The organism is Streptomyces sp. PL-25, from assembly GCF_058344915.1.
This window is the reverse complement of the sequence record NZ_CP136997.1, coordinates 3,534,391-3,552,213: the sequence shown is the minus strand read 5'-3', so window position 1 is coordinate 3,552,213 and position 17,823 is coordinate 3,534,391. Positions and strand designations below refer to the sequence as shown.

The window sequence follows — 17,823 nt, the reverse complement described above, 5'->3', positions numbered from 1 at the left end:
CGGCACCGGACCTCGTCCGCCGGAAGGATGCGGCGGCCCCTCAAGATCGCCGAGGATGGCGGGGACATGCACGGACCCGAGGGAAGGGAAGTCCCTTGCGCATCCGCAGGATCGCCGCAGCCACCGTCGTCGCCACCGCCTTGTCACTGACCACCGCCGCCGCCCCCGCGGCCTTCGCCGGCCCCGGACCGGCCTCCGCCCCGGCCACCGTCCCGGCCACCGCCCGGCCGGGCACCGCCTTGGACCCGGCCGCCCTCGGCGGCGCGCTGCGCGCCGTGCACGAGGCGGGCATGTACGGCCTGTACTCCTCGGTCCGCGACGGCGACCGCGCCTGGAGCGGCGCGTCCGGCGTCGCGGACGTGGCCACCGGCCGCCCGGTCCGGCCGGACATGCGCCACCGGGTGGGCAGCATCAGCAAGTCCTTCGCCGCCGTCGCCGTGCTCCAGCAGGTGGAGGCGGGCCGGATCCGCCTGGACGCCCCCATCGCCACGTATCTGCCCGGCCTGGTCCCGGGCGAGCGCGGGGACCGGATCACCGTCCGCATGCTGCTCGACCACACCAGCGGCATCGGCGACTACGTGGTGCCCGCCTTCCCGTCCCTGGCCGAGGGCTCGACGGCCAGCCTCGACGAGGAGCGGTTCCGCTCGATCCGCCCGGCGGAACTGGTCCGCCTCGGCCTGGCCGCCCCCGCCACCGGCGCACCCGGCGCGCTGCCCGGCCACTACTCCAACACCAACTACGTCATCGCCGGACTCCTGCTGGCCAAGGTCACCGGCCAGGACCCGGAGGCGTACATCACCCGCCATGTCATCGGCCGGGCCGGGCTGCGCCACACCTCCTACCCGCGCACCGCCGCCCTCCAGGGCCCGCACGCGCGGATGTACGAGAGCTTCTACGGGCTGATCGACCCGCCCCGCGACTACAGCGTCTACGACATGTCCTGGGCGTACACGGCGGGCGCGGTGGTCTCCACCACCGACGACCTGAACCGTTTCTACCGGGCACTGCTGACGGGCCGGCTGATCGGCCCGGCCGCGCTGAAGGAGATGCAGCGGACCGTCCCCGTGGACGGCCTGAACTACGGACTGGGCCTGTACGCCGTCGACATACCCGGCTGCGGCCGCTTCTGGGGCCACGACGGCGCCGTTTTCGGCGCCGGGACGATCGCGCTGTCCAGCCCGGACGGGAAGCGCCAGGTCGCCGTCGGCTGGAACCTGATGAAGTACGAGCGCCTGAAGGAGGACGGCACCGGTTTCGAGCCGAGCCCGATCGACGACGCCCTCAACGCCTACGTGGTCACCGCGCTCTGCCCGGCCACCGCGTCGGCCGCCGCCACCCCCGCGCCGTCCGTGTCCGCACCCCGCACCGCTACCGTGCTCCGGGGCGCCGATCTCTCCCCGGACGCCTGGGCCGGGATCCCGCGCTGAACCGTTCCCGGCCGATCCCCGTCTGAGGGGGCGGACCTGTGACGGAAGGACGGAACGTGCGCAACGGCGAGAAGGCGGCGGCCGGTGCCGGGGACGGCACGCGGCTCGGCCGTATCGGCCGGTCGCCCGTGCGGTGGCACACCGCCCTGCTGACCGGGTGGACGGTCCTGTGGTTCCTGGTGGCCGAACGGCACGGGGCCGTGTCCTGGCACTATCTGCGCAGCGGTGAGGAACTGCTGTTCAGCCAGGTGCCGGGCGGCGGCCTCGCGCTGTACGCCAACCACCCGGAACTCCAGATCGGCCCGGTCTCCTTCGTCGTCGCCGCGCTGTTCGGGCCCTTCCCGGCCGCCCTGGGCGAGAATCTGGCCGAGGCGTTCATGTCCGGCCTGGGCCTGTACATGCTGGTCCTGATCGGCCGGACCGCCGCCGAGTGGGGGCGCGGCACCGGGATGAACCACAAGCGCCTCCAGCAGCGCGTCCTGGTCGCCGGTGCCGCGTTCATCCCCATGTGGGTGGAGGTCTCGGTGCGGTTCGCGCACCTGGACGACGTCCTGGCGCTGTTCTTCACCACGCTGGCGGTGCGCGCCCTGGTGCGCGGCGACGCCACCGCCGTCGGGGTCTTCCTCGCGCTGGCGGTGGACTCCAAGCCGTGGGCGGTGGGCTTCCTGCCGCTGCTGCTGGCGCTGCCCAGGGCCGACCGGCTGCGCGCGGCGGCCTGGACGGTCGGCCTGGTGGCGGCGGCCTGGCTGCCGTTCTACCTGACCCATCTGGAGACGTTCGCCGCCGCCCGTTTCACCATCCCGAACCAGCCCGCCTCCTCGCTGCGCTGGTTCGGGGTGAGCGACCCGGCGACCCCCTGGTGGGACCGGCCCGCGCAGATGGCCCTCGGGATCGCGCTCGGCGCGCTCGCGGTGCGCCGGGGCCGCTGGGCGGCCGTGGTGGTGCTGGCCGCCGACGCGCGGATCGTGCTGGACCCGAGCGTGTACACGTACTACAACGCGTCGGTGCTGCTCGGCACGCTCATCTGGGACTCGGTGGGGCAGCGGCGGCTGGTGCCCTGGGTGAGCTGGATAGCGCTGATCTCCCTGTACGGCAGCGCGCTGCTGGTGCCCTCGGACTCGGCGCAGGGCCTGATCCGGCTGGCGTTCGCCGTCGGTTCGGCGCTGTACGTGCTGTTCTGGCCGCAGCGGCCGCCGCGCGGCTCACGGGAGGCCGCCGCGCCCGCGGTGCGGCTGCCGGGGCAGCGGCGCGCGCCGGACGGCTCTCAGGCCCGGTCGGTCAGTTCCTCCGCGTAGACCTGGGACAGCGGCTGCGGGCCCACATAGCGCTGGCAGTTGCACCGGCCCGGCTCGTAGCGCAGCGGCTTCTTGTTCTCCTCCCAGGCGACGGGCACCTCGACGCGTTCGTGGCAGCGGCCGTCGCGGTCGTGCTTGGCGAGGTGGTGCGTGCAGCCGCAGACGGGCTCGGGCGGCTGGTGGGCGGCCTCCACGGCGAGCCGCTCCGCCTTCTGCGCCTCCAGGAGCTCCAGCCGGCGCTGGTGCCGGTTGCGCAGCGCGGTGCGCGCGGTGTCCGCGAGCCACGCGAAGCCACCGGTCCAGAACAGGATGAGCACCCACCAGATCCAGTTCATCTCTCCCCCGTCCCGCTCCCCGCGCAGCCGCCCGGCACGCGCTCGCGCCGCAGTGCGGGCTCGGGCTCCGCGCGCCGCGGCACGGGTTCAGGATAGACAACGGCGGGCCGTACGGGAGGGGGCGCGGCGGGCCGGGCGGCGCGGGCGCGGCGCGGCAGGCGCAGCCGCCGCCAGGGCCGCTCGTGGAGGACGGCCAGGACGAGGGCGGCGGCCACCGCGATCAGGTGCTCGCGGCCGGCCAGGTTGGGTTTCACCACCGACTCGGCGACCATCGAGCCGCCGGTGAGGAAGAAGACGACCGGGGCGCGGCGCACCACGGAGAGATAGGTGAACAGGCCGACCACGGCCGCGGACGGGCCGGTGTCCAGGACGTGGCCGATCTCCGGCGGCAGGCCGATCCCGCCGTGGCCGGGGCCGACGGCGAGCATCCCCCGCACGGTGAGGGTGCCGGCCAGCGTGGTGACGTAGGAGATGTAGAGGGTGCGGGCGCGGCCCAGGGTGAGTTCGGCGAGGGCGAAGGCCAGGAAGAGCTGGGTGATGCCCGCCCACACCGGCAGGTCAAGGGCGGGGACGTAGAGCGAGACGGGGGTGCGGGCCAGGGCCAGCCACAGCGGCAGGTCGGCCTGGACGCCGCCGACCAGGCGCACCGCCGTCTCGCCCCGGGGGTGCTGGGCGACCGCGTGGAAGAAGATCACGCCGAAGGCGGCCACGAAGGCGAGCAGCAGCCCGGACAGGCCCCGGCGCAGCAGCAGGCGCACCGGGTCGACGACCATGGCGTGCCATTCACCGCGCAGGGTGCGGACGGCGAACAGCGCGAGCCGGGGCACCAGGTCCCGCCCGCGCTGCCGGACCCGCGGTCCGCCGGGTCTCACTCCCTCGTCCTGTCCGGCTTCACCGGTCCTCTGTTCCGTCGCACCGCCGCTCGGCTCCTCGAAGCAGTTCCCGCCCAAACATACGCACAACCGTATGGACCGGAAACCGGCCCGGCACGTTGCTCCGCGCCGGGCGATGTGCCTCAGCGCACGGACGCCCTGCGGGGTGTGCGCCCGGACAGTCTGCCCCGGGCGGCGCCGCCGCGGGAGCGGTAGACGACGTAGGGACGGGCCAGATAGCCGACCGGGGCGGTGAAGGCGTGCACCAGGCGGCCGAAGGGCCACAGGGCGAACAGGGCCATGGCCAGCAGAGCATGGCACTGGTAGACGAGCGGGGCGTGGGCCATGGCGGAGACGTCGGGGTCGAGGGTGAACAGGCTGCGGAACCAGACGGCGACGCCGAGCCGGTAGTCGTAGGGGTTGGTGACGGAGGTGGCGGTGGCGGTCAGCCCGGCCAGCAGGACCAGGGCGAGCAGCGGGTAGGTCAGCCTGTCGCTGCGGCTGGTGGCCCGGCGCACGGCGGGCACGCGCAGCCGCCGGTACAGCAGCAGGCCGAGCCCGGCGGCCGCGGCGAGTCCGGCGGTGCCGCCCATGGCCAGGGCGACCGCGTGGTACTGCTCCTCGCTGACGCGCAGCCACCGGGTCAGGGCCTCCGGGACCAGCAGGCCCATGACGTGGCCGCCGATGACCAGGAACAGGGCGTAGTGGAAGAGCGGCCCGCCGATGCCGAGCAGCCGGGACTCGTGGAGCTGGCTGGAGCGGGTGGTGAAGCCGAACCGGTCGTAGCGGTAGCGCCAGGCGGTGCCGGCGACGAGCACGGCCAGCGCGAGGTAGGGCAGGACCCCCCACAGGGCGATGTCCAGGTGCGCGGCGCGCAGGTGCGGCGGGGTCATCAGCGGCGGACTCCTTCGTCGTCCGGCGCGTGCCGGAGGGGGAACGGCAGGGGGAGGGGCCGTGGCTCCGGTACGGCCGCGGGCCGCGGATTCGGGGGCGGGGTGTCGGGCACGGTGGTCAGGACCGCGCGCACCACGTCGGCGTAGGGGCTGTGGTGGGTCTCCAGGCCGTGGGCGAGCAGGGCGAGCGCCGGGCGGTGCTCGTGCAGCAGGTCGGTGCCGGGCCCGGGGCAGCGGGCGGCGAACTCCAGCAGGCAGGGCAGGTGGTCGGGGAGTTCGCCGGGCGGCGGTGCCCAGCCGTGCTCGCGGTAGCGGGCCTTCAGCGCGGCCAGGGTGGCGCCGCGGCGGCGGGTGTCGCCGTCGGTGTAGTGGGTCAGGTGCAGGGTGCGGCGGCGGCTGCGGTCGAAGGTGGTGACGTAGCCGGTGGCGAGGTCGAGCGGGCTGGTGCCCTGCGCCCACCGGCAGAAGCGCAGCAGCAGTCCGGGGGCCTCGCCGGGCAGCGGGGCGAGTGCCTCGGCCACGGTCCGGAGCCGGTCGGGCCAGTCGGGGCCCGGGTGGTCCAGGAGCAGGGCGGCGGCCTGGTGGAGTGCCCGGTGCAGGTTCACGCGTCGGCGCTCCCCGCCTCGGACCGGTCGGGGAACAGGCCGCCGGGCCGGCCGCGGCCGTTCCAGTTGAGCAGGTTGATCCGGCCGCGCAGCGCGGAGCGGCCGGCTCCGGCGGGGGCCGGGACCGGGGGCGTGTGGAAGGCGCCCGCGGCGTCGGTGCCGTACATGCCGGGGCCGCCGTCGCCCTCCAGGCTGCATCCGGCGCCGTCCGGGCCGCTGCCGCCGCCCGCGACGTACGTGGTGGGGATGACGTAGCGCTCCTCGTACTTGGCGAGGGCGAGCAGCCGGTACATGGCCTCCAGGCCGGTCTCGTCCATGCCGACACCGCGGGCGATGGCCGGGTCGCGGTCCTCGCCGAGGTTGACGCGGCGCATGTGGGCGCGCATCGCGGCCAGCCGGCACAGCGCGGCCTCCACGGGTGCGGTGTCCCCCGCGGTGAAGAGACCGGCCAGGTACTCGACCGGGATGCGCAGCGAGTCGATGGCGCCGAACAGGGGCGCCGGGTGCTCGCCGTCGTGGCCGCTGCGGGTGAGCGCGTCGACCACCGGGGACAGCGGCGGGACGTACCAGACCATGGGCAGGGTGCGGTACTCCGGGTGCAGGGGCAGGGCGACGCGGTAGGTGCTGATGAGGTCGCGCACGGGGGAGCGGCGGGCCGCGGTGATCCAGTCGTGCGGGACGCCGGACGCCTCGGCGGCGCGCACCACCTCGGGGTCGTGCGGGTCGAGGAAGCAGCCGAGCTGGGCCTCGTAGAGGTCCTTCTCGTCGGGGACGGCGGCGGCCTCGCCCACCTTGTCGGCGTCGTAGAGCAGCACGCCGAGGTAGCGCAGCCGGCCCACGCAGGTCTCCGAGCAGACGGTCGGCTCGCCCGCCTCGATACGCGGGTAGCAGAAGGTGCACTTCTCGGCCTTGCCGGTGGAGTGGTTGAAGTAGACCTTCTTGTACGGGCAGCCGGAGACGCACATCCGCCAGCCGCGGCAGCGGTCCTGGTCGACGAGGACGATGCCGTCCTCGATGCGCTTGTAGAGCGCCCCGGAGGGGCAGACCGCCACACAGCTCGGGTTGAGGCAGTGCTCGCAGATGCGCGGCAGATGGAACATGAACGCCTGCTCGTACTCCAGCCTGACCTGCTCGTTCATCGCCTTGAGCACGGGGTCGCCGGCCAGGTGTCCGGGGCCGCCGCCGAGGTCGTCGTCCCAGTTGGGCCCGGAGGTGACGGAGACGGGGCGGCCGTCGATCAGGGAGCGGGGGCGGGCGGTGGGCAGGTCGTCGCCGAGCGGGGCGGCGATCAGGGTGTCGTAGTCGTAGGTCCAGGGTTCGTAGTAGTCGGCCAGGGCGGGCAGGTCGGGGTTGGCGAAGAGGCGGGCGAGGCGGCGGGCGCGGCCGCCGGAGCGCGGCACCAGCCGGCCGCGCGCGTCCAGCCGCCAGCCGCCCTTCCACTTCGCCTGGTCCTCGTGGCCGCGCGGATAGCCCAGGCCGGGGCGGGTCTCGACGTTGTTGAACCAGGCGTACTCGGTGCCGGTGCGGTTGGTCCAGGTCTGCTTGCAGGTGACCGAGCAGGTGTGGCAGCCGATGCACTTGTCGAGGTTCATGACCATGGCGACCTGACTCAAGACGCGCATGTCAGTACTGCACCTCCTGGGCGCGGCGCCGCACGACGGTGCGGGCGTCACGCTGGTTGCCGGTGGGGCCGTAGTAGTTGGGGGCGAAGGAGAGCTGGGCGTAGCCGCCGATGAGGTGGGTGGGTTTGAGGAGGATGCGGGTGAGAGCGTTGTGCACACCGCCGCGCCGTCCGGTGGCCTCCGAGCGCGGCACGTTCACCAGGCGTTCCTGCACGTGGTACATGAACACCGTGCCGGGCGGCATGCGGTGCGAGACGATCGCGCGGGCGACGACGACGCCGTTGGGGTTGACCGCCTCCACCCAGTCGTTGTCGGCGGCGCCGATGGCCTCGGCGTCGGGGACGCTCATCCAGATGACCGGGCCGCCGCGGGCCAGGGTCTGCATGAGCAGGTTCTCCTGGTACTCGGAGTGGATGGACCACTTGGAGTGCGGGGTGAGGTAGCGCACGGAGACCTCGCGCTCGCCGGGGACGCTGTCGGCGGTGAGGTCCAGCGGCGGCCGGTAGACGGGCAGTTGCTCGCCGAGCTCGGCCATCCAGTCGTGGTCCAGGTAGAAGTGCTGGCGGCCGGTGAGGGTGTGCCAGGGCTTGTTGTGCTCGGTGTTGACGGTGAAGGGCGAGTAGCGCCGGTCGGGGGCCTCCTTGCCGGACCACTCGTAGCTGGTGCCGACCTGGACGGGCCGCTGCTGGGTGTCGGAGAAGACGATCCGGCGTTCGCGCACGGACTCGGCGAGGGTGTCGAACCCGGCGCCGGGGCCGCAGCGTTCGCCGAGCCGCTCGAAGCCCTCGGCGGCCAGCCGCCCGTTGGTGGTGCCGGACAGGGCGAGGATCGCCTCGCACAGCTTGACGTCGGTGTCGAGCAGCGGACGGCCGCGGACGGGCCCGGACCCGTCGGCGGTGCCGCAGCGGGCGGCCAGACGGCGCACCTCGGGCCCCGGCCGGACGGTGACGCCCTTGACGGTCATGCCCTGCTGCTCGCACAGCGGGCCGAGCGCGGCCAGCCGGTCGGCGACGGCGGTGTAGTCGCGTTCGACGAGGGTGAACTGCGGCAGGTCACGGCCGGGCACGGGGGTGCGGCCCTCCGCGCGCCAGTCCCGGACGGTGCCGCCGGGCTGCGCCGTCTCGCCCGGGGTGTCGTGCTGGAGCGGGGTGGCCACCAGGTCGTGGGCCACGCCGAGCCGTCCGGCGGCCAGTTCGCCGAAGCGGCGGGCCAGCGCGTGGAAGATCTCGAAGTCGGTGCGGGCCTGCCAGGGCGGGCTGATCGCGGGCGAGAAGGCGTGCACATAGGGGTGCATGTCGGTGCTGGACAGGTCGTGCTTCTCGTACCAGGTGGCGGCGGGCAGCACGAGGTCGGCCATCAGCGTGGTCGAGGTCATCCGGAAGTCCAGGGCGAGCAGCAGGTCGAGCTTGCCGCGCGGGGCCTCCTCGCGCCAGGTGACGTCCCGGGGGCGGGCCTCGGGCGGGGCCTCGGCGGCGTGCGCGTTGTCGCTCGCGCCCAGCAGATGGCGCAGGAAGAACTCGTTGCCCTTGGCGGAGGAGCCGATCAGATTGGCCCGCCACACGGTGAGCACCCGCGGCCAGTTCTCCGGTGCGTCCGGGTCCTCGCAGGCGAACGACAGCTTTCCCTCGGCCAGTCGGGAGGCGACCCACTCGCCGGGCTCGCGTCCGCTCTCGCGCACCGCGCGGCCCAGGTCGAGCGGGTTGGCGGAGAAGGCGGGCGCGGACGGCATCCAGCCCAGGCGCACCGACTGGGCGACCAGGTCGGCGGTGTGCCGTCCGCGGAACAGACCGGGACCGGTGGGCGCGGCGAGCGCGTCCGCGCCGTGGCCGTCGTAGCGCCACTGGCCGGTGTGCAGGTACCAGTACGGGGTGCCGGCGACCTGCCGGGAGGGCCGCACCCAGTCGGCGGCCGACTGGAGCTGCTGCCAGCCCGCGTAGGGCCGCACCTTCTCCTGGCCGACGTAGTGCGCCCAGCCGCCGCCGTTGACGCCCTGGCAGCCGGTGAGCAGCAGCAGGGTGAGGAAGGAGCGGTAGATGGTGTCGGAGTGGAACCAGTGGTTGGTGCCCGCGCCCATGACGATGGTGCACCGGCCCCGGGACTGCTCGGCGGTGCGCGCGAACTCCCGCGCCACCCGCACCACGGCGGCGGTCGGCACCGAGGTGATCGCCTCCTGCCAGGCGGGGGTGTGCGGCTGGGCGGCGTCCTCGTAGCCGTCCGGCCACTCGCCCTCCAGTCCGTCGCGGGCCACCCCGTACTGGGCGAGCAGCAGGTCGAAGACGGTCGTCACGCGGCGTCCGCCCACCTCGCGCACCGGCACGCCGCGGGTGACGCAGCCGCTCGCCGCCTCCCCGGTGCCGGAACCGTCGAAGCGGGGCAGCCGGACGGGGACGCTGCCGCCGGGCCCGCCGTCCGCCCGGTGGAAGGTCAGCTGGGGCTCCACGTCCCCGAGGTCCAGGTTCCAGCGGCCCTCGCCGCGCTTGGACCAGCGGTCGCCGAGGGTGCCGTTGGGGACGACCGGGCGCCCGGAGACCGCGTCGAGCAGCACCGGCTTCCAGTGGGCGTCCTCGCCCGCCTCCTCGTCCAGGCCGAGCGCCGCCGCCGTGACGAACTTGCCGGGCACGAACGCGCCCGCATGGCGCGGGTGTTCGGTCAGTTCCACGAGGAAGGGCAGGTCGGTGAAGCGCCGGACGTAGTCGGTGAAGTACGGCACCTGGCGGCGCACGAAGAACTCGGTGAGGATCACGTGCCCCATGGCCATCGCCAGCGCCCCGTCGGTGCCGGGGTGCGGGTGCAGCCACTCGTCGGCGAACTTGGTGGCGTCCGCGTAGTCCGGGGAGACCACCACGACCTTCTGGCCGCGGTAGCGGGCCTCGGTCATCCAGTGCGCGTCCGGGGTGCGGGTCACCGGCACGTTGGAGCCCCACAGCATCAGATACGCCGCGTCCCACCAGTCCCCGGACTCCGGTACGTCCGTCTGGTCGCCGAAGACCTGCGGGGAGGCGATCGGCAGATCGGCGTACCAGTCGTAGAACGACACCATCGGCGCGCCGATCAGTGACATGAAGCGGGCGCCCACCGCGTGCGAGGCCATGGACATCGCCGGGATCGGGGAGAACCCGGCGACCCGGTCGGGGCCGTGCTCGGCGATGGTGTGCACATGGGCGGCGGCGGCGATCTCCAGCGCCTCGTCCCAGCCGATCCGCACCAGGCCGCCCTTGCCGCGCGCCGCCTGGTAGCGGCGCCGCCGGTCCGGGTCGGAGACGATCTCCGCCCAGGCGGCGACCGGGTCGCCGAGCCGGGCGCGGGCCTCGCGGTACATCTCCACGAGGACCCCGCGGGCGTGCGGGTAGCGCACCCGGGTCGGCGAGTACGTGTACCAGGAGAACGAGGCGCCGCGCGGGCAGCCGCGCGGCTCGTACTCGGGCCGGTCGGGGCCGGTCGTGGGGTAGTCGGTCTCCTGGGTCTCCCAGGTGATCAGCCCGTCCTTGACGTACACCTTCCACGAGCAGGAACCGGTGCAGTTGACGCCGTGCGTGGAGCGCACCACCTTGTCGTGCGCCCAACGCTCCCGGTACGGGCTGTCGTTGACGTCCTGGTCGGTGCGGAAGACCGCCCGCAGGTCCGGAGTGGTCACGGAGCGTCGCAGCGTGCCCCCCGCCCGCAGCAACCGGTCGGCGGCCAGGGCCGCCATCCGCTCCGCTTCCTTTCGTGCCGCTCGCCGTCCCACTCGCAGCTCACATCCCCTATGAAGTCGGCGGACACCGGCCGGGGGGTGCGGGTGGTCGGTCCGCCCCTGCCCGGCCGGCGTGGGCGTGGCCAGCGTGGCGCATCGGAACGGTCGGTTCCCATGGGACTACGCAGAGTTGAGCAGAGCTATACGGGGGCTTTCTTTGCCCTTTGCAATAGTTGCACCGAGCAAGGGAATGGAAAGCTATGTTTGGGCACGGGTCGTGACGGGTAGTCAGCCTCTTCTGTTGCTTCTACGCCTCCGTGGTTTCGGCAGGGTCCGGAGTTCGAGCGCGACCGGGACCGCGGTGAACACCGACGAGTACGTGCCGACCACGATGCCGATGAGCAGCGCCAGCGCGAAGTCGGTCAGCGAGTCCCCGCCGAGCACGGCCAGCGAGGCCAGGATCAGCACCGCGCCCATACCGGTGTTCACGGTCCGCGGCAGCGTCTGCACGATCGCCCGGTCGGCGATGTGGGCCGCCCGCGCCCCGCGTTCGCGCCGCGTCAGCTCCCGGATCCGGTCGAAGACGACGACCGAGTCGTTGACCGAGTACCCGATCACGGTCAGCAGCGCGGCCAGGAACACCCCGTCCAGCGGCTTGCCCAGCCAGGCGAAGACCCCGACCAGGATCACCACGTCGTGCGCGAGTGCGGCCACCGCCGCCGTCCCCAGCAGCCAGCGGAAACGGGCCGCGAGATAGAGCAACTGGGCGCCCAGGGCCACCGCGAGCGCGATCAGCGCGCCCCGGCGCAGCTCCGCGCCCATGCTCGGACCGATCAGCTCGTCGCGGACCTTGTCCGCCCTGCCGCCCAGCGCGCCCACCGTCCGTGTCACGCGCTCCGCCTGCGCGTCCGTCAGCTCCCTGGTGCGCACGGTCAGGCCCTTGTCCCCGGAGGACTGCACGACCGCGCGCGGGAACCCCGCGTCGGCGAGCGCGGTGCGCGCCCGGTCGGGATCGACCACCCGCGCGGTGCCGTACTCGATCAGCCGGCCGCCGGTGAACTCCACACCCAGGTCCGCGCCGCGCACCAGCAGCCCCGACCCGGCGAGCACCAGCGCCACGGCCGACACCGCGAGCCAGCGGCGCGGCCTGCGCATCAGCCGCGGCCCGCGCCGCTCCAGCGCGTCCCGCACCCGGCCGGTGGTGGCGAGTCCGGTGACGCGCGGCCGGCGGTGCACCCACCGGCGCGTGACGGCGAAGTCGGCGAGCACCCGCGTCACCACCAGCGCGCTGACCATGGACGCCAGGACGCCGATGCCCAGCGTGACACCGAAGCCGCGCACCGGCCCCGAGGCCAGGAAGAACAGCAGCCCGGCCGCGATCAGCGTGGTCACGTTGGAGTCGGCGATGGCGCTGAAGGCGTTGCGGAACCCGGCGGTCAGCGCCGAGCGGGCGGTGGGCCGGTGCCGGGCGGCGTACTCCTCGCGGGCCCGCTCGAAGACGAGCACGTTGGCGTCCACCGCCATGCCGATCGCCAGCACGAAACCGGCCAGGCCCGGCAGGGTGAGCGTGGCGCCCAGCGCGGCCAGGGCGGCGTAGGAGATCAGACCGTAGGAGAGCAGCGCCACGGCGGCGAGCACGCCCATCAGCCGGTACATCACGACGATGAACAGCGCGGTCAGCGCGGTGCCCACGGCCGCGGCCCAGGCGCTCGCCGCGATGGCCCGCGCGCCCAGCGTCGGGCCCACGGTGTGCTGCTCGACCGTCTCGACCGGCACGGGCAGCGCCCCGCCGCTGATCAGCAGGGCCAGCTCGCGGGCCTCGCGGTCGTCGAAGGAGCCGGTGATCTGGGTGGAGCCGCCCGTGATGCCGCTGCCGCAGCCCACCGCGGGGTCGACCTGCGGCGCGGAGATGATCCGGCCGTCCAGCACGATGGCGATCCGGCGCGCGGGATCGCCCGCCGGGCTGCACGCGGCCTGCCCGGTCAGCTTCGCCCACCGGTCGCGGCCCGCGCGGTCGAAGTCCACGGTGACGTGCCAGCCGGCGCCGGACTGCGCGTCGAACCGGGCGTCGGCGCCCTTGACGTCCTTGCCGGTCAGCGCGGACGCGGCCAGCCGCAGCCGCTGCCCGGACTCGTCGGCCAGCACCTGCTCGCCGTTCCCGGCCGGTGCTTCCTTCCCGTCCGGTGCGCCGTCCCCGCCCGGTGTGCCGTCCCCGCCCGGTGCTCCGTTCCCGGCCGGGCCGAGCACCGGGTGCACGGTGAGCTGGGCGGTGCGGCCCAGCACACCGGCCGCCTCCTTCGGGTCCTGGACGCCGGGCAGTTCGACGACGATGCGGTGCGCGCCCGAGCGGACGAGGGTCGGTTCGGCGACGCCGAGCGCGTCGACCCGGCCGCGCAGCACCTCCAGGGTGCGGTCGGTGGCGGCGCGGTCGGCCCGCGCGGTCGGGGTGGACCGGGTCTCCAGCACGATCTGGGTGCCGCCGCGCAGATCGAGACCCAGACGGACGGGCACGGTCACGGCGATGTACAGGGACAGGGCGAGGACGGTGAGGGCGAACAGCGCCCTCACCCGGGCGGAACGGATCAACGGATGCCTCCGGCGGCTCCGGCGGCACACCTGTGGGCGCAGGCGTGCGGAAGGGGTGCGCCGTCACGGGGATGACCGGGATGACGGCGAGGTCAGGGGTGTCGGGTGCCGGAGGGTGCGGGCGGGGCCCGGTCCCGGTCGGGGACCGGGCGGGCGGACGCGGCGGGTGCGGTGCCGCCGGGCGGCGGGGCGCGTCCGGGCCCGGGGGCGGGGACGGCGGCGGCCGGCACGGTGGCGGCGGCGGGGTGGCCGGGTGCGGCCGGGCGGTCGCGGTGCGGCTCGGAGCGGGGGCCCGCCTGGAGGACGCAGGCGGCGGGGGAGACGTGGTCGCGGTGGTCGGCGGCTCGGGGCGCGGTCCGCCCGGCCCTCTCGGTCTCTTGATGGAGGGCGGTGACGGGCAGGTGCGCGGGGGCGGCGCCGGCCGCGAGAACACCGAGGACGGGCGACAGGAGCAGCAGCAGGGCCGCCGTCAGCAGGGCGGCGGTGCACGGTGCGCGGCGCATGCGCCGTCCCCCTTTCTGGCTTCCTGGCTTCCTGGCTGCCTGGCTTTCCGGCTTCCTGGCGGCTCTCGTACGTGGTGGCTCTCGGGCGTTCGTACCCGGGGCCCCGGCCGGGGAGTTGGCGGCCGGGGCCCCGGGTGGTCGGGGGTACGCGCGGGCGCGCACGTCAGGGGTGCCGGGGCGTCAGGGTTCGACGAGGCCGGCGCGGATGGCGTACCGGGTGAGTTCCAGGCGGTCGCGCAGGCCGAGCTTGTGCAGCAGGTTGGCGCGGTGCCGCTGGACCGTCTTGACGCTGATGAAGAGGATCTCGCCGATCTCCTTGGAGGAGTGCCCCTCGGCGACCAGCTTCAGGACCTCCTCCTCGCGGGGCGTCAGCACCTGGTCGGGCGTCTCCTCGCCGTGCCGGACCCGGTCCAGGTAGTTGCGGATCAGCGCGGTCACCGCGCCCGGGTACAGGAACGGCTCGTCCCGCATCGCGGCCCGGCAGGCGGCGACCAGATCGCGGTCGGCGACCGACTTCAGCACGTAACCGCAGGCGCCGGCCTTCAGCGCCTGGAAGAAGTACTGCTCGTTGTCGTGCATCGTGAGCATGAGGATCCGCAGGTCCGGCTTGAGCGAGACCAGTTCGCGGGTGGCCTGGAGCCCGGTCAGCCGGGGCATGGCGATGTCCAGCACCGCGAGATCCACGTCGTGGGCGCGGGCCATCTCGATGGCTTCCGCCCCGTCACCGGCCTCGGCGACCACCTCCAGGTCGGGTTCCTGGTCGAGGATGAGCCGTACGCCCCGCCGGACCAGCGCGTGGTCGTCGGCGAGGAGGATGCGGATCGGGCGGGCCGCGGCGGGCGCGGGGGCGTCGGGCATGGGGCGGCCGTTCGGGACGGGGGCGTGCACGGGCTGGGACTCGGACGGGGGCGGGCCGGGCGGCGCGGTCACGGCCGCCTCCCGGGGACGGGCGCGGTGAGCCGTACGCGGGTGCCGGGCGCGTCGCCCGGACCGGCCGCGTCGGTGATGTCCAGGGCGGCCCCGATGAGCAGGGCCCGCTCGCGCATCCCGCGGATCCCGGCCCCCTCGCAGGCGGCGCCCCGGATGCCGAGGCCGTCGTCGGTGATGGCGAGCACCACCGCGCCCTCGGTGCGGGCGAGGCTCACCTCGATCCGCTCGGCCTCCGCGTGGCGGGCCGCGTTGGTCAGGCTCTCCTGGGCGACCCGGTACAGGACCAGCTCGGTCTCCGGTTCCAGGGCGGGCAGATCGGGGGCGAAGCGGCGGACCACCTTCAGGCCGGTGTGGGTGGCGAAGTCCGAGGTGAGCGAGGTCAGCGCGCTGACCAGGCCGAGGTCGTCGAGGACGCCGGGGCGCAGCCTGCGCACCAGCCGGCGCACCTCGTCCAGGCTGCCCCGGGTGATCTCCTGCGCCTGGTGCAGCTCGTCGCGCAGCGGCGGCCCGGCCTCGTCCGCGGCCCGCTTGAGGGCCAGCAGGGTCGCGGTCATGCTCTGTCCCACCTCGTCGTGGAGTTCCTGCGCGATCCGGCGCCGCTCGGCCTCCTGGGCGAGCAGCACCCGGGCGCTGCTGGTGGCGCGCTCCTGCTCCAGCCGGTCGAGCATGGCGTTGAAGGTGCGGATCAGCTCGGCGACCTCGCCGCCGCCCGCGGCCGGCAGCCGCTGGCCGGGCCGCAGCAGGTCCACCGTGGTCATCAGCCTCGTCAGCCGGTCCAGCGGGGCCAGGCCCCAGCGCAGCAGCGCCGCGTTGGCGACGAGCATGACGACCAGGCCGCCGACGAGGATGACCGCCTCGGTCAGCACCACCGGCACGGAGACGGTCACCGGCGCCCACAGCAGCAGCGCGGTGGCCGAACCCAGCACCACGGCGTTGAGCCCGAAGATCCGCCAGAACAGGGACACCGGGTCGCTCCTCCTCACCTGACGCGGCCGCCCGCGCGAGTCTGCGCACGCCTGCGCAAGGCCGTGCATGGCTGTGCAGGTCTGCGTACGTCTGTGTTCCTCTACGTGTCCACTGTCGGCCATCGCGCGGGGCGGACGGGCGGCGGGCCCGGTTCCCGGTGCTCCGCCGTCGAGCCTGCCCGCCCGGGGCGGGCGCGTCGATGGGTCCCGGCCCCCATTTCGCGGGGCACGGCCCACCCATGTCCGCTCGGTGTGCATCCCGCTACCCCCGGCAAATGGGTGCTGGGACCGATGGGCCGCGGGCCGTGCCGCGGGCCACTCTGGAGGAGCGATCACCCCCGTCCCCACGGCAGCCGAGCGCACCGCCGTACAGATCCGCCGCAGACCCGCTGTACCGGCTCCGCAGAAGAGCCGCGGACCCGCTGTACCGGCTCCGCCGAAGAGCCGCAGACCCGCTGTACCGCTCCGCCGAAGAAAGGATCCGCCGTGTCCCGCGACGCAGCCGCCCGGACCGCTCCCCGCCTCGAACGCCAGGCCGCCGAGGAGGCCCGCGGGCGGCTCGAACACGCCCGGGGCACGCGGCTGGTCCAGCTGCGGGCCCTCACCGAGACCGGGCAGAGCGCGGACGACCACCTGATGTCCGCCCAGCGGGACGCCATCGAGCGGGTGCTCAAGGAGATCGACGACGCCTTCGCCCGGATCGAGGCCGGCACCTACGGCCTCTGCCTGGCCTGCGCCAAGCCGGTCCCGGCCGAGCGCCTGGAGATCCTGCCCTACACCCGCCACTGCGTCGCCTGCCGCGGCGGCCAGGCCGGCTGACCGGCCGTCCGCCGCTCCACGTCCGCCCTGCCCGAGGGGTGAACCGGTGCACCACCAGACCATCGCCGACCACGGCGCCCGCCGTCCGGCGCCCGAGCCCGTGTCCTCGAGCCCGCTGACCGCCGAGGACCTCGCAGCGCTGCGCGCGAACCTGACCGAGCAGCGGCTGTTCCGCCAGGAGCAGGTGGCCCAGCTCGCGGCCGCCGCCACCTCCCGCGAGGACGCCCTGCTCCGCCACCGGACCCCCGGCCAGCTGGAGGTCAGTGTGCAGCTCGCCGCCTCCGCGCGGATGGTGCTCGCCGATGTCGAGGCGGCCCTCGCGCGCATGGACGAGGGCCGGTACGGGGCCTGCCACCTGTGCCGGGGGCCCATCGCGCGGGAACGGCTGGAGATAGTGCCGCAGGCCCGCTACTGCGCCCGCTGCCAGCAGGTCAGGGAGGCCGGCCGGTGAGCGCGGCCCGCCGGATGTGGCCGCTGCGCCGGTCCTGTCCGGGCATCGCCCTCGATCTGGGCAGCGCCCGCACCCGCGCGTGGGTGGCCGGGCGGGGCCTGGTCCTCGACGTGCCGACGGTGACCTTCCCGGGCACCGGAGCGGCGTACCCGATCCAGCGCGGAACCATCGTCGACACCCCGGGTACCGCCCGTATGCTGGCCCGCCTGCTCGTGCACCGGCTGCCCCGGCTCACCCGCCCGCTGGTCGTGGTCACCGCGCCCGTGCTGGACGGCGTCGCCTTCCGCGCCGAGGCCCGCACCGCCGTCCAGGTGCTGCGCCCGCGCGGGGTGCTGACCGTCCCCGGGGCGCGCGCGGTCGCCCTGGGCGCGGGCGCCGACCTGTCCCGGCCGCTGCTCGTCATCGACATCGGCGCCCAGCTCACCGAGGTGGTGCTGCTGGTCGACGGCGCGGTCGTCGACGCGCGCCGCACCGCGCTCGGCACCGGCGACCTCGACACCGCCGCCCCGGCGGACCTCGCCGAGGCGGTGGCCGCCATGGTGACCGCGATGCTGCGCCAGGACCGTACGACGCTCACCCTCGACGCCCTGCACCGGGGCGCGCTGCTGGCCGGCGGCGGCGCGCTGCGCCCGGACGTCGTCTTCCAGCTCACCGGCCGGCTGCACACGCCCCTCAGGCCGGTGGCGGCGCCGCACACCGCCGCCGTGCGCGGCGCCGCCACCCTGCTGCGCTCGGCCCGCGCCCACCCGTCGGCCGGCGGCCCGCCCGCCCTGCGCGGCGCCCGCTGACCGCCCGCCCCGATCCGCCCGCCCCGATCCGCCGGAGCCGATCCGCCCGAGCCGAGACG

Annotated in this window: 15 protein-coding genes; 5 read left to right on the top strand and 10 right to left on the bottom strand. The window is 74.7% G+C overall.

Annotated features, from left to right (window positions below; all coding sequences use genetic code 11):
- The first annotated feature begins 95 nt into the window (after positions 1-95).
- On the top strand, positions 96-1,427 hold the full coding sequence (locus tag R4Z62_RS15795; protein WP_491520110.1) for a serine hydrolase domain-containing protein: 1,332 nt from the start codon (positions 96-98) through the stop codon (positions 1,425-1,427).
- 56 nt (positions 1,428-1,483) lie between these two features.
- Positions 1,484-2,722, top strand: coding sequence for a hypothetical protein (locus R4Z62_RS15790; protein WP_491520109.1), 1,239 nt, complete (start codon positions 1,484-1,486; stop codon positions 2,720-2,722).
- Here R4Z62_RS15790 and R4Z62_RS15785 read toward each other — a convergent pair.
- The 10 genes from R4Z62_RS15785 to R4Z62_RS15740 form a co-directional block, all read right to left on the bottom strand.
- Complete coding sequence (locus R4Z62_RS15785) at positions 2,692-3,057, bottom strand: hypothetical protein (RefSeq protein ID WP_491520108.1); 366 nt, start codon at positions 3,055-3,057, stop codon at positions 2,692-2,694. The two genes, R4Z62_RS15790 and R4Z62_RS15785, sit on opposite strands and share 31 nt — an antisense overlap.
- Positions 3,054-3,929, bottom strand: coding sequence for a hypothetical protein (locus R4Z62_RS15780; protein WP_389596715.1), 876 nt, complete (start codon positions 3,927-3,929; stop codon positions 3,054-3,056). The genes R4Z62_RS15785 and R4Z62_RS15780 overlap by 4 nt, the downstream gene beginning before the upstream one ends.
- Before the next feature lie 143 nt (positions 3,930-4,072).
- A complete protein-coding gene (gene narI / locus R4Z62_RS15775; protein ID WP_355476500.1) occupies positions 4,073-4,822 on the bottom strand; it encodes a respiratory nitrate reductase subunit gamma in 750 nt (249 codons plus the stop codon).
- The gene (gene narJ / locus R4Z62_RS15770) at positions 4,822-5,427 is read right to left on the bottom strand and encodes a nitrate reductase molybdenum cofactor assembly chaperone (RefSeq protein WP_064534253.1); all 606 of its coding nucleotides are present in this window, start codon (positions 5,425-5,427) and stop codon (positions 4,822-4,824) included. Before narJ ends, narI begins: the two co-directional genes overlap by 1 nt.
- A complete protein-coding gene (narH, locus tag R4Z62_RS15765) occupies positions 5,424-7,049 on the bottom strand; it encodes a nitrate reductase subunit beta (RefSeq protein WP_491520107.1) in 1,626 nt (541 codons plus the stop codon). Before narH ends, narJ begins: the two co-directional genes overlap by 4 nt.
- A 1-nt stretch (position 7,050) precedes the next feature.
- Positions 7,051-10,740, bottom strand: coding sequence for a nitrate reductase subunit alpha (locus R4Z62_RS15760; RefSeq protein WP_491520106.1), 3,690 nt, complete (start codon positions 10,738-10,740; stop codon positions 7,051-7,053).
- Positions 10,741-11,010: 270 nt separating this feature from the next.
- A complete protein-coding gene (secD, locus tag R4Z62_RS15755) occupies positions 11,011-13,308 on the bottom strand; it encodes a protein translocase subunit SecD (protein ID WP_491520105.1) in 2,298 nt (765 codons plus the stop codon).
- 92 nt (positions 13,309-13,400) lie between these two features.
- On the bottom strand, positions 13,401-13,811 hold the full coding sequence (locus R4Z62_RS15750) for a hypothetical protein (protein WP_491520104.1): 411 nt from the start codon (positions 13,809-13,811) through the stop codon (positions 13,401-13,403).
- 180 nt (positions 13,812-13,991) lie between these two features.
- On the bottom strand, positions 13,992-14,669 hold the full coding sequence (locus tag R4Z62_RS15745; RefSeq protein ID WP_382848103.1) for a response regulator: 678 nt from the start codon (positions 14,667-14,669) through the stop codon (positions 13,992-13,994).
- 68 nt (positions 14,670-14,737) lie between these two features.
- The gene (locus R4Z62_RS15740; RefSeq protein WP_064534258.1) at positions 14,738-15,706 is read right to left on the bottom strand and encodes a sensor histidine kinase; all 969 of its coding nucleotides are present in this window, start codon (positions 15,704-15,706) and stop codon (positions 14,738-14,740) included.
- A 486-nt stretch (positions 15,707-16,192) separates the two neighbouring features.
- Here R4Z62_RS15740 and R4Z62_RS15735 point away from each other — a divergent pair, with 486 nt between their 5' ends.
- Genes R4Z62_RS15735 through R4Z62_RS15725 form a run of 3 tightly spaced genes read left to right on the top strand, consistent with a single transcriptional unit; the run spans position 16,193 to position 17,764 of the window.
- Positions 16,193-16,525: a TraR/DksA C4-type zinc finger protein gene (locus R4Z62_RS15735; protein WP_355476490.1), complete on the top strand. Its 333-nt coding sequence runs from the start codon at positions 16,193-16,195 to the stop codon at positions 16,523-16,525.
- A 46-nt stretch (positions 16,526-16,571) separates the two neighbouring features.
- Positions 16,572-16,976, top strand: coding sequence for a TraR/DksA family transcriptional regulator (locus tag R4Z62_RS15730; RefSeq protein ID WP_491520103.1), 405 nt, complete (start codon positions 16,572-16,574; stop codon positions 16,974-16,976).
- 14 nt (positions 16,977-16,990) lie between these two features.
- The gene (locus R4Z62_RS15725; protein WP_064537531.1) at positions 16,991-17,764 is read left to right on the top strand and encodes a rod shape-determining protein; all 774 of its coding nucleotides are present in this window, start codon (positions 16,991-16,993) and stop codon (positions 17,762-17,764) included.
- Positions 17,765-17,823 lie beyond the last annotated feature (59 nt).

What these genes read in the sequence shown, in the direction of transcription:
- R4Z62_RS15785 (WP_491520108.1), bottom strand. Translation starts at nt 3,057, where the DNA reads ATGAACTGGATCTGGTGGGTGCTCATCCTGTTCTGGACCGGTGGCTTC.
- R4Z62_RS15745 (WP_382848103.1), bottom strand. Translation starts at nt 14,669, where the DNA reads ATGCCCGACGCCCCCGCGCCCGCCGCGGCCCGCCCGATCCGCATCCTC.
- R4Z62_RS15725 (WP_064537531.1), top strand. Translation starts at nt 16,991, where the DNA reads ATGTGGCCGCTGCGCCGGTCCTGTCCGGGCATCGCCCTCGATCTGGGC.
- R4Z62_RS15750 (WP_491520104.1), bottom strand. Translation starts at nt 13,811, where the DNA reads ATGCGCCGCGCACCGTGCACCGCCGCCCTGCTGACGGCGGCCCTGCTG.
- narH (WP_491520107.1), bottom strand. Translation starts at nt 7,049, where the DNA reads ATGCGCGTCTTGAGTCAGGTCGCCATGGTCATGAACCTCGACAAGTGC.
- R4Z62_RS15760 (WP_491520106.1), bottom strand. Translation starts at nt 10,740, where the DNA reads ATGGCGGCCCTGGCCGCCGACCGGTTGCTGCGGGCGGGGGGCACGCTG.
- narI (WP_355476500.1), bottom strand. Translation starts at nt 4,822, where the DNA reads ATGACCCCGCCGCACCTGCGCGCCGCGCACCTGGACATCGCCCTGTGG.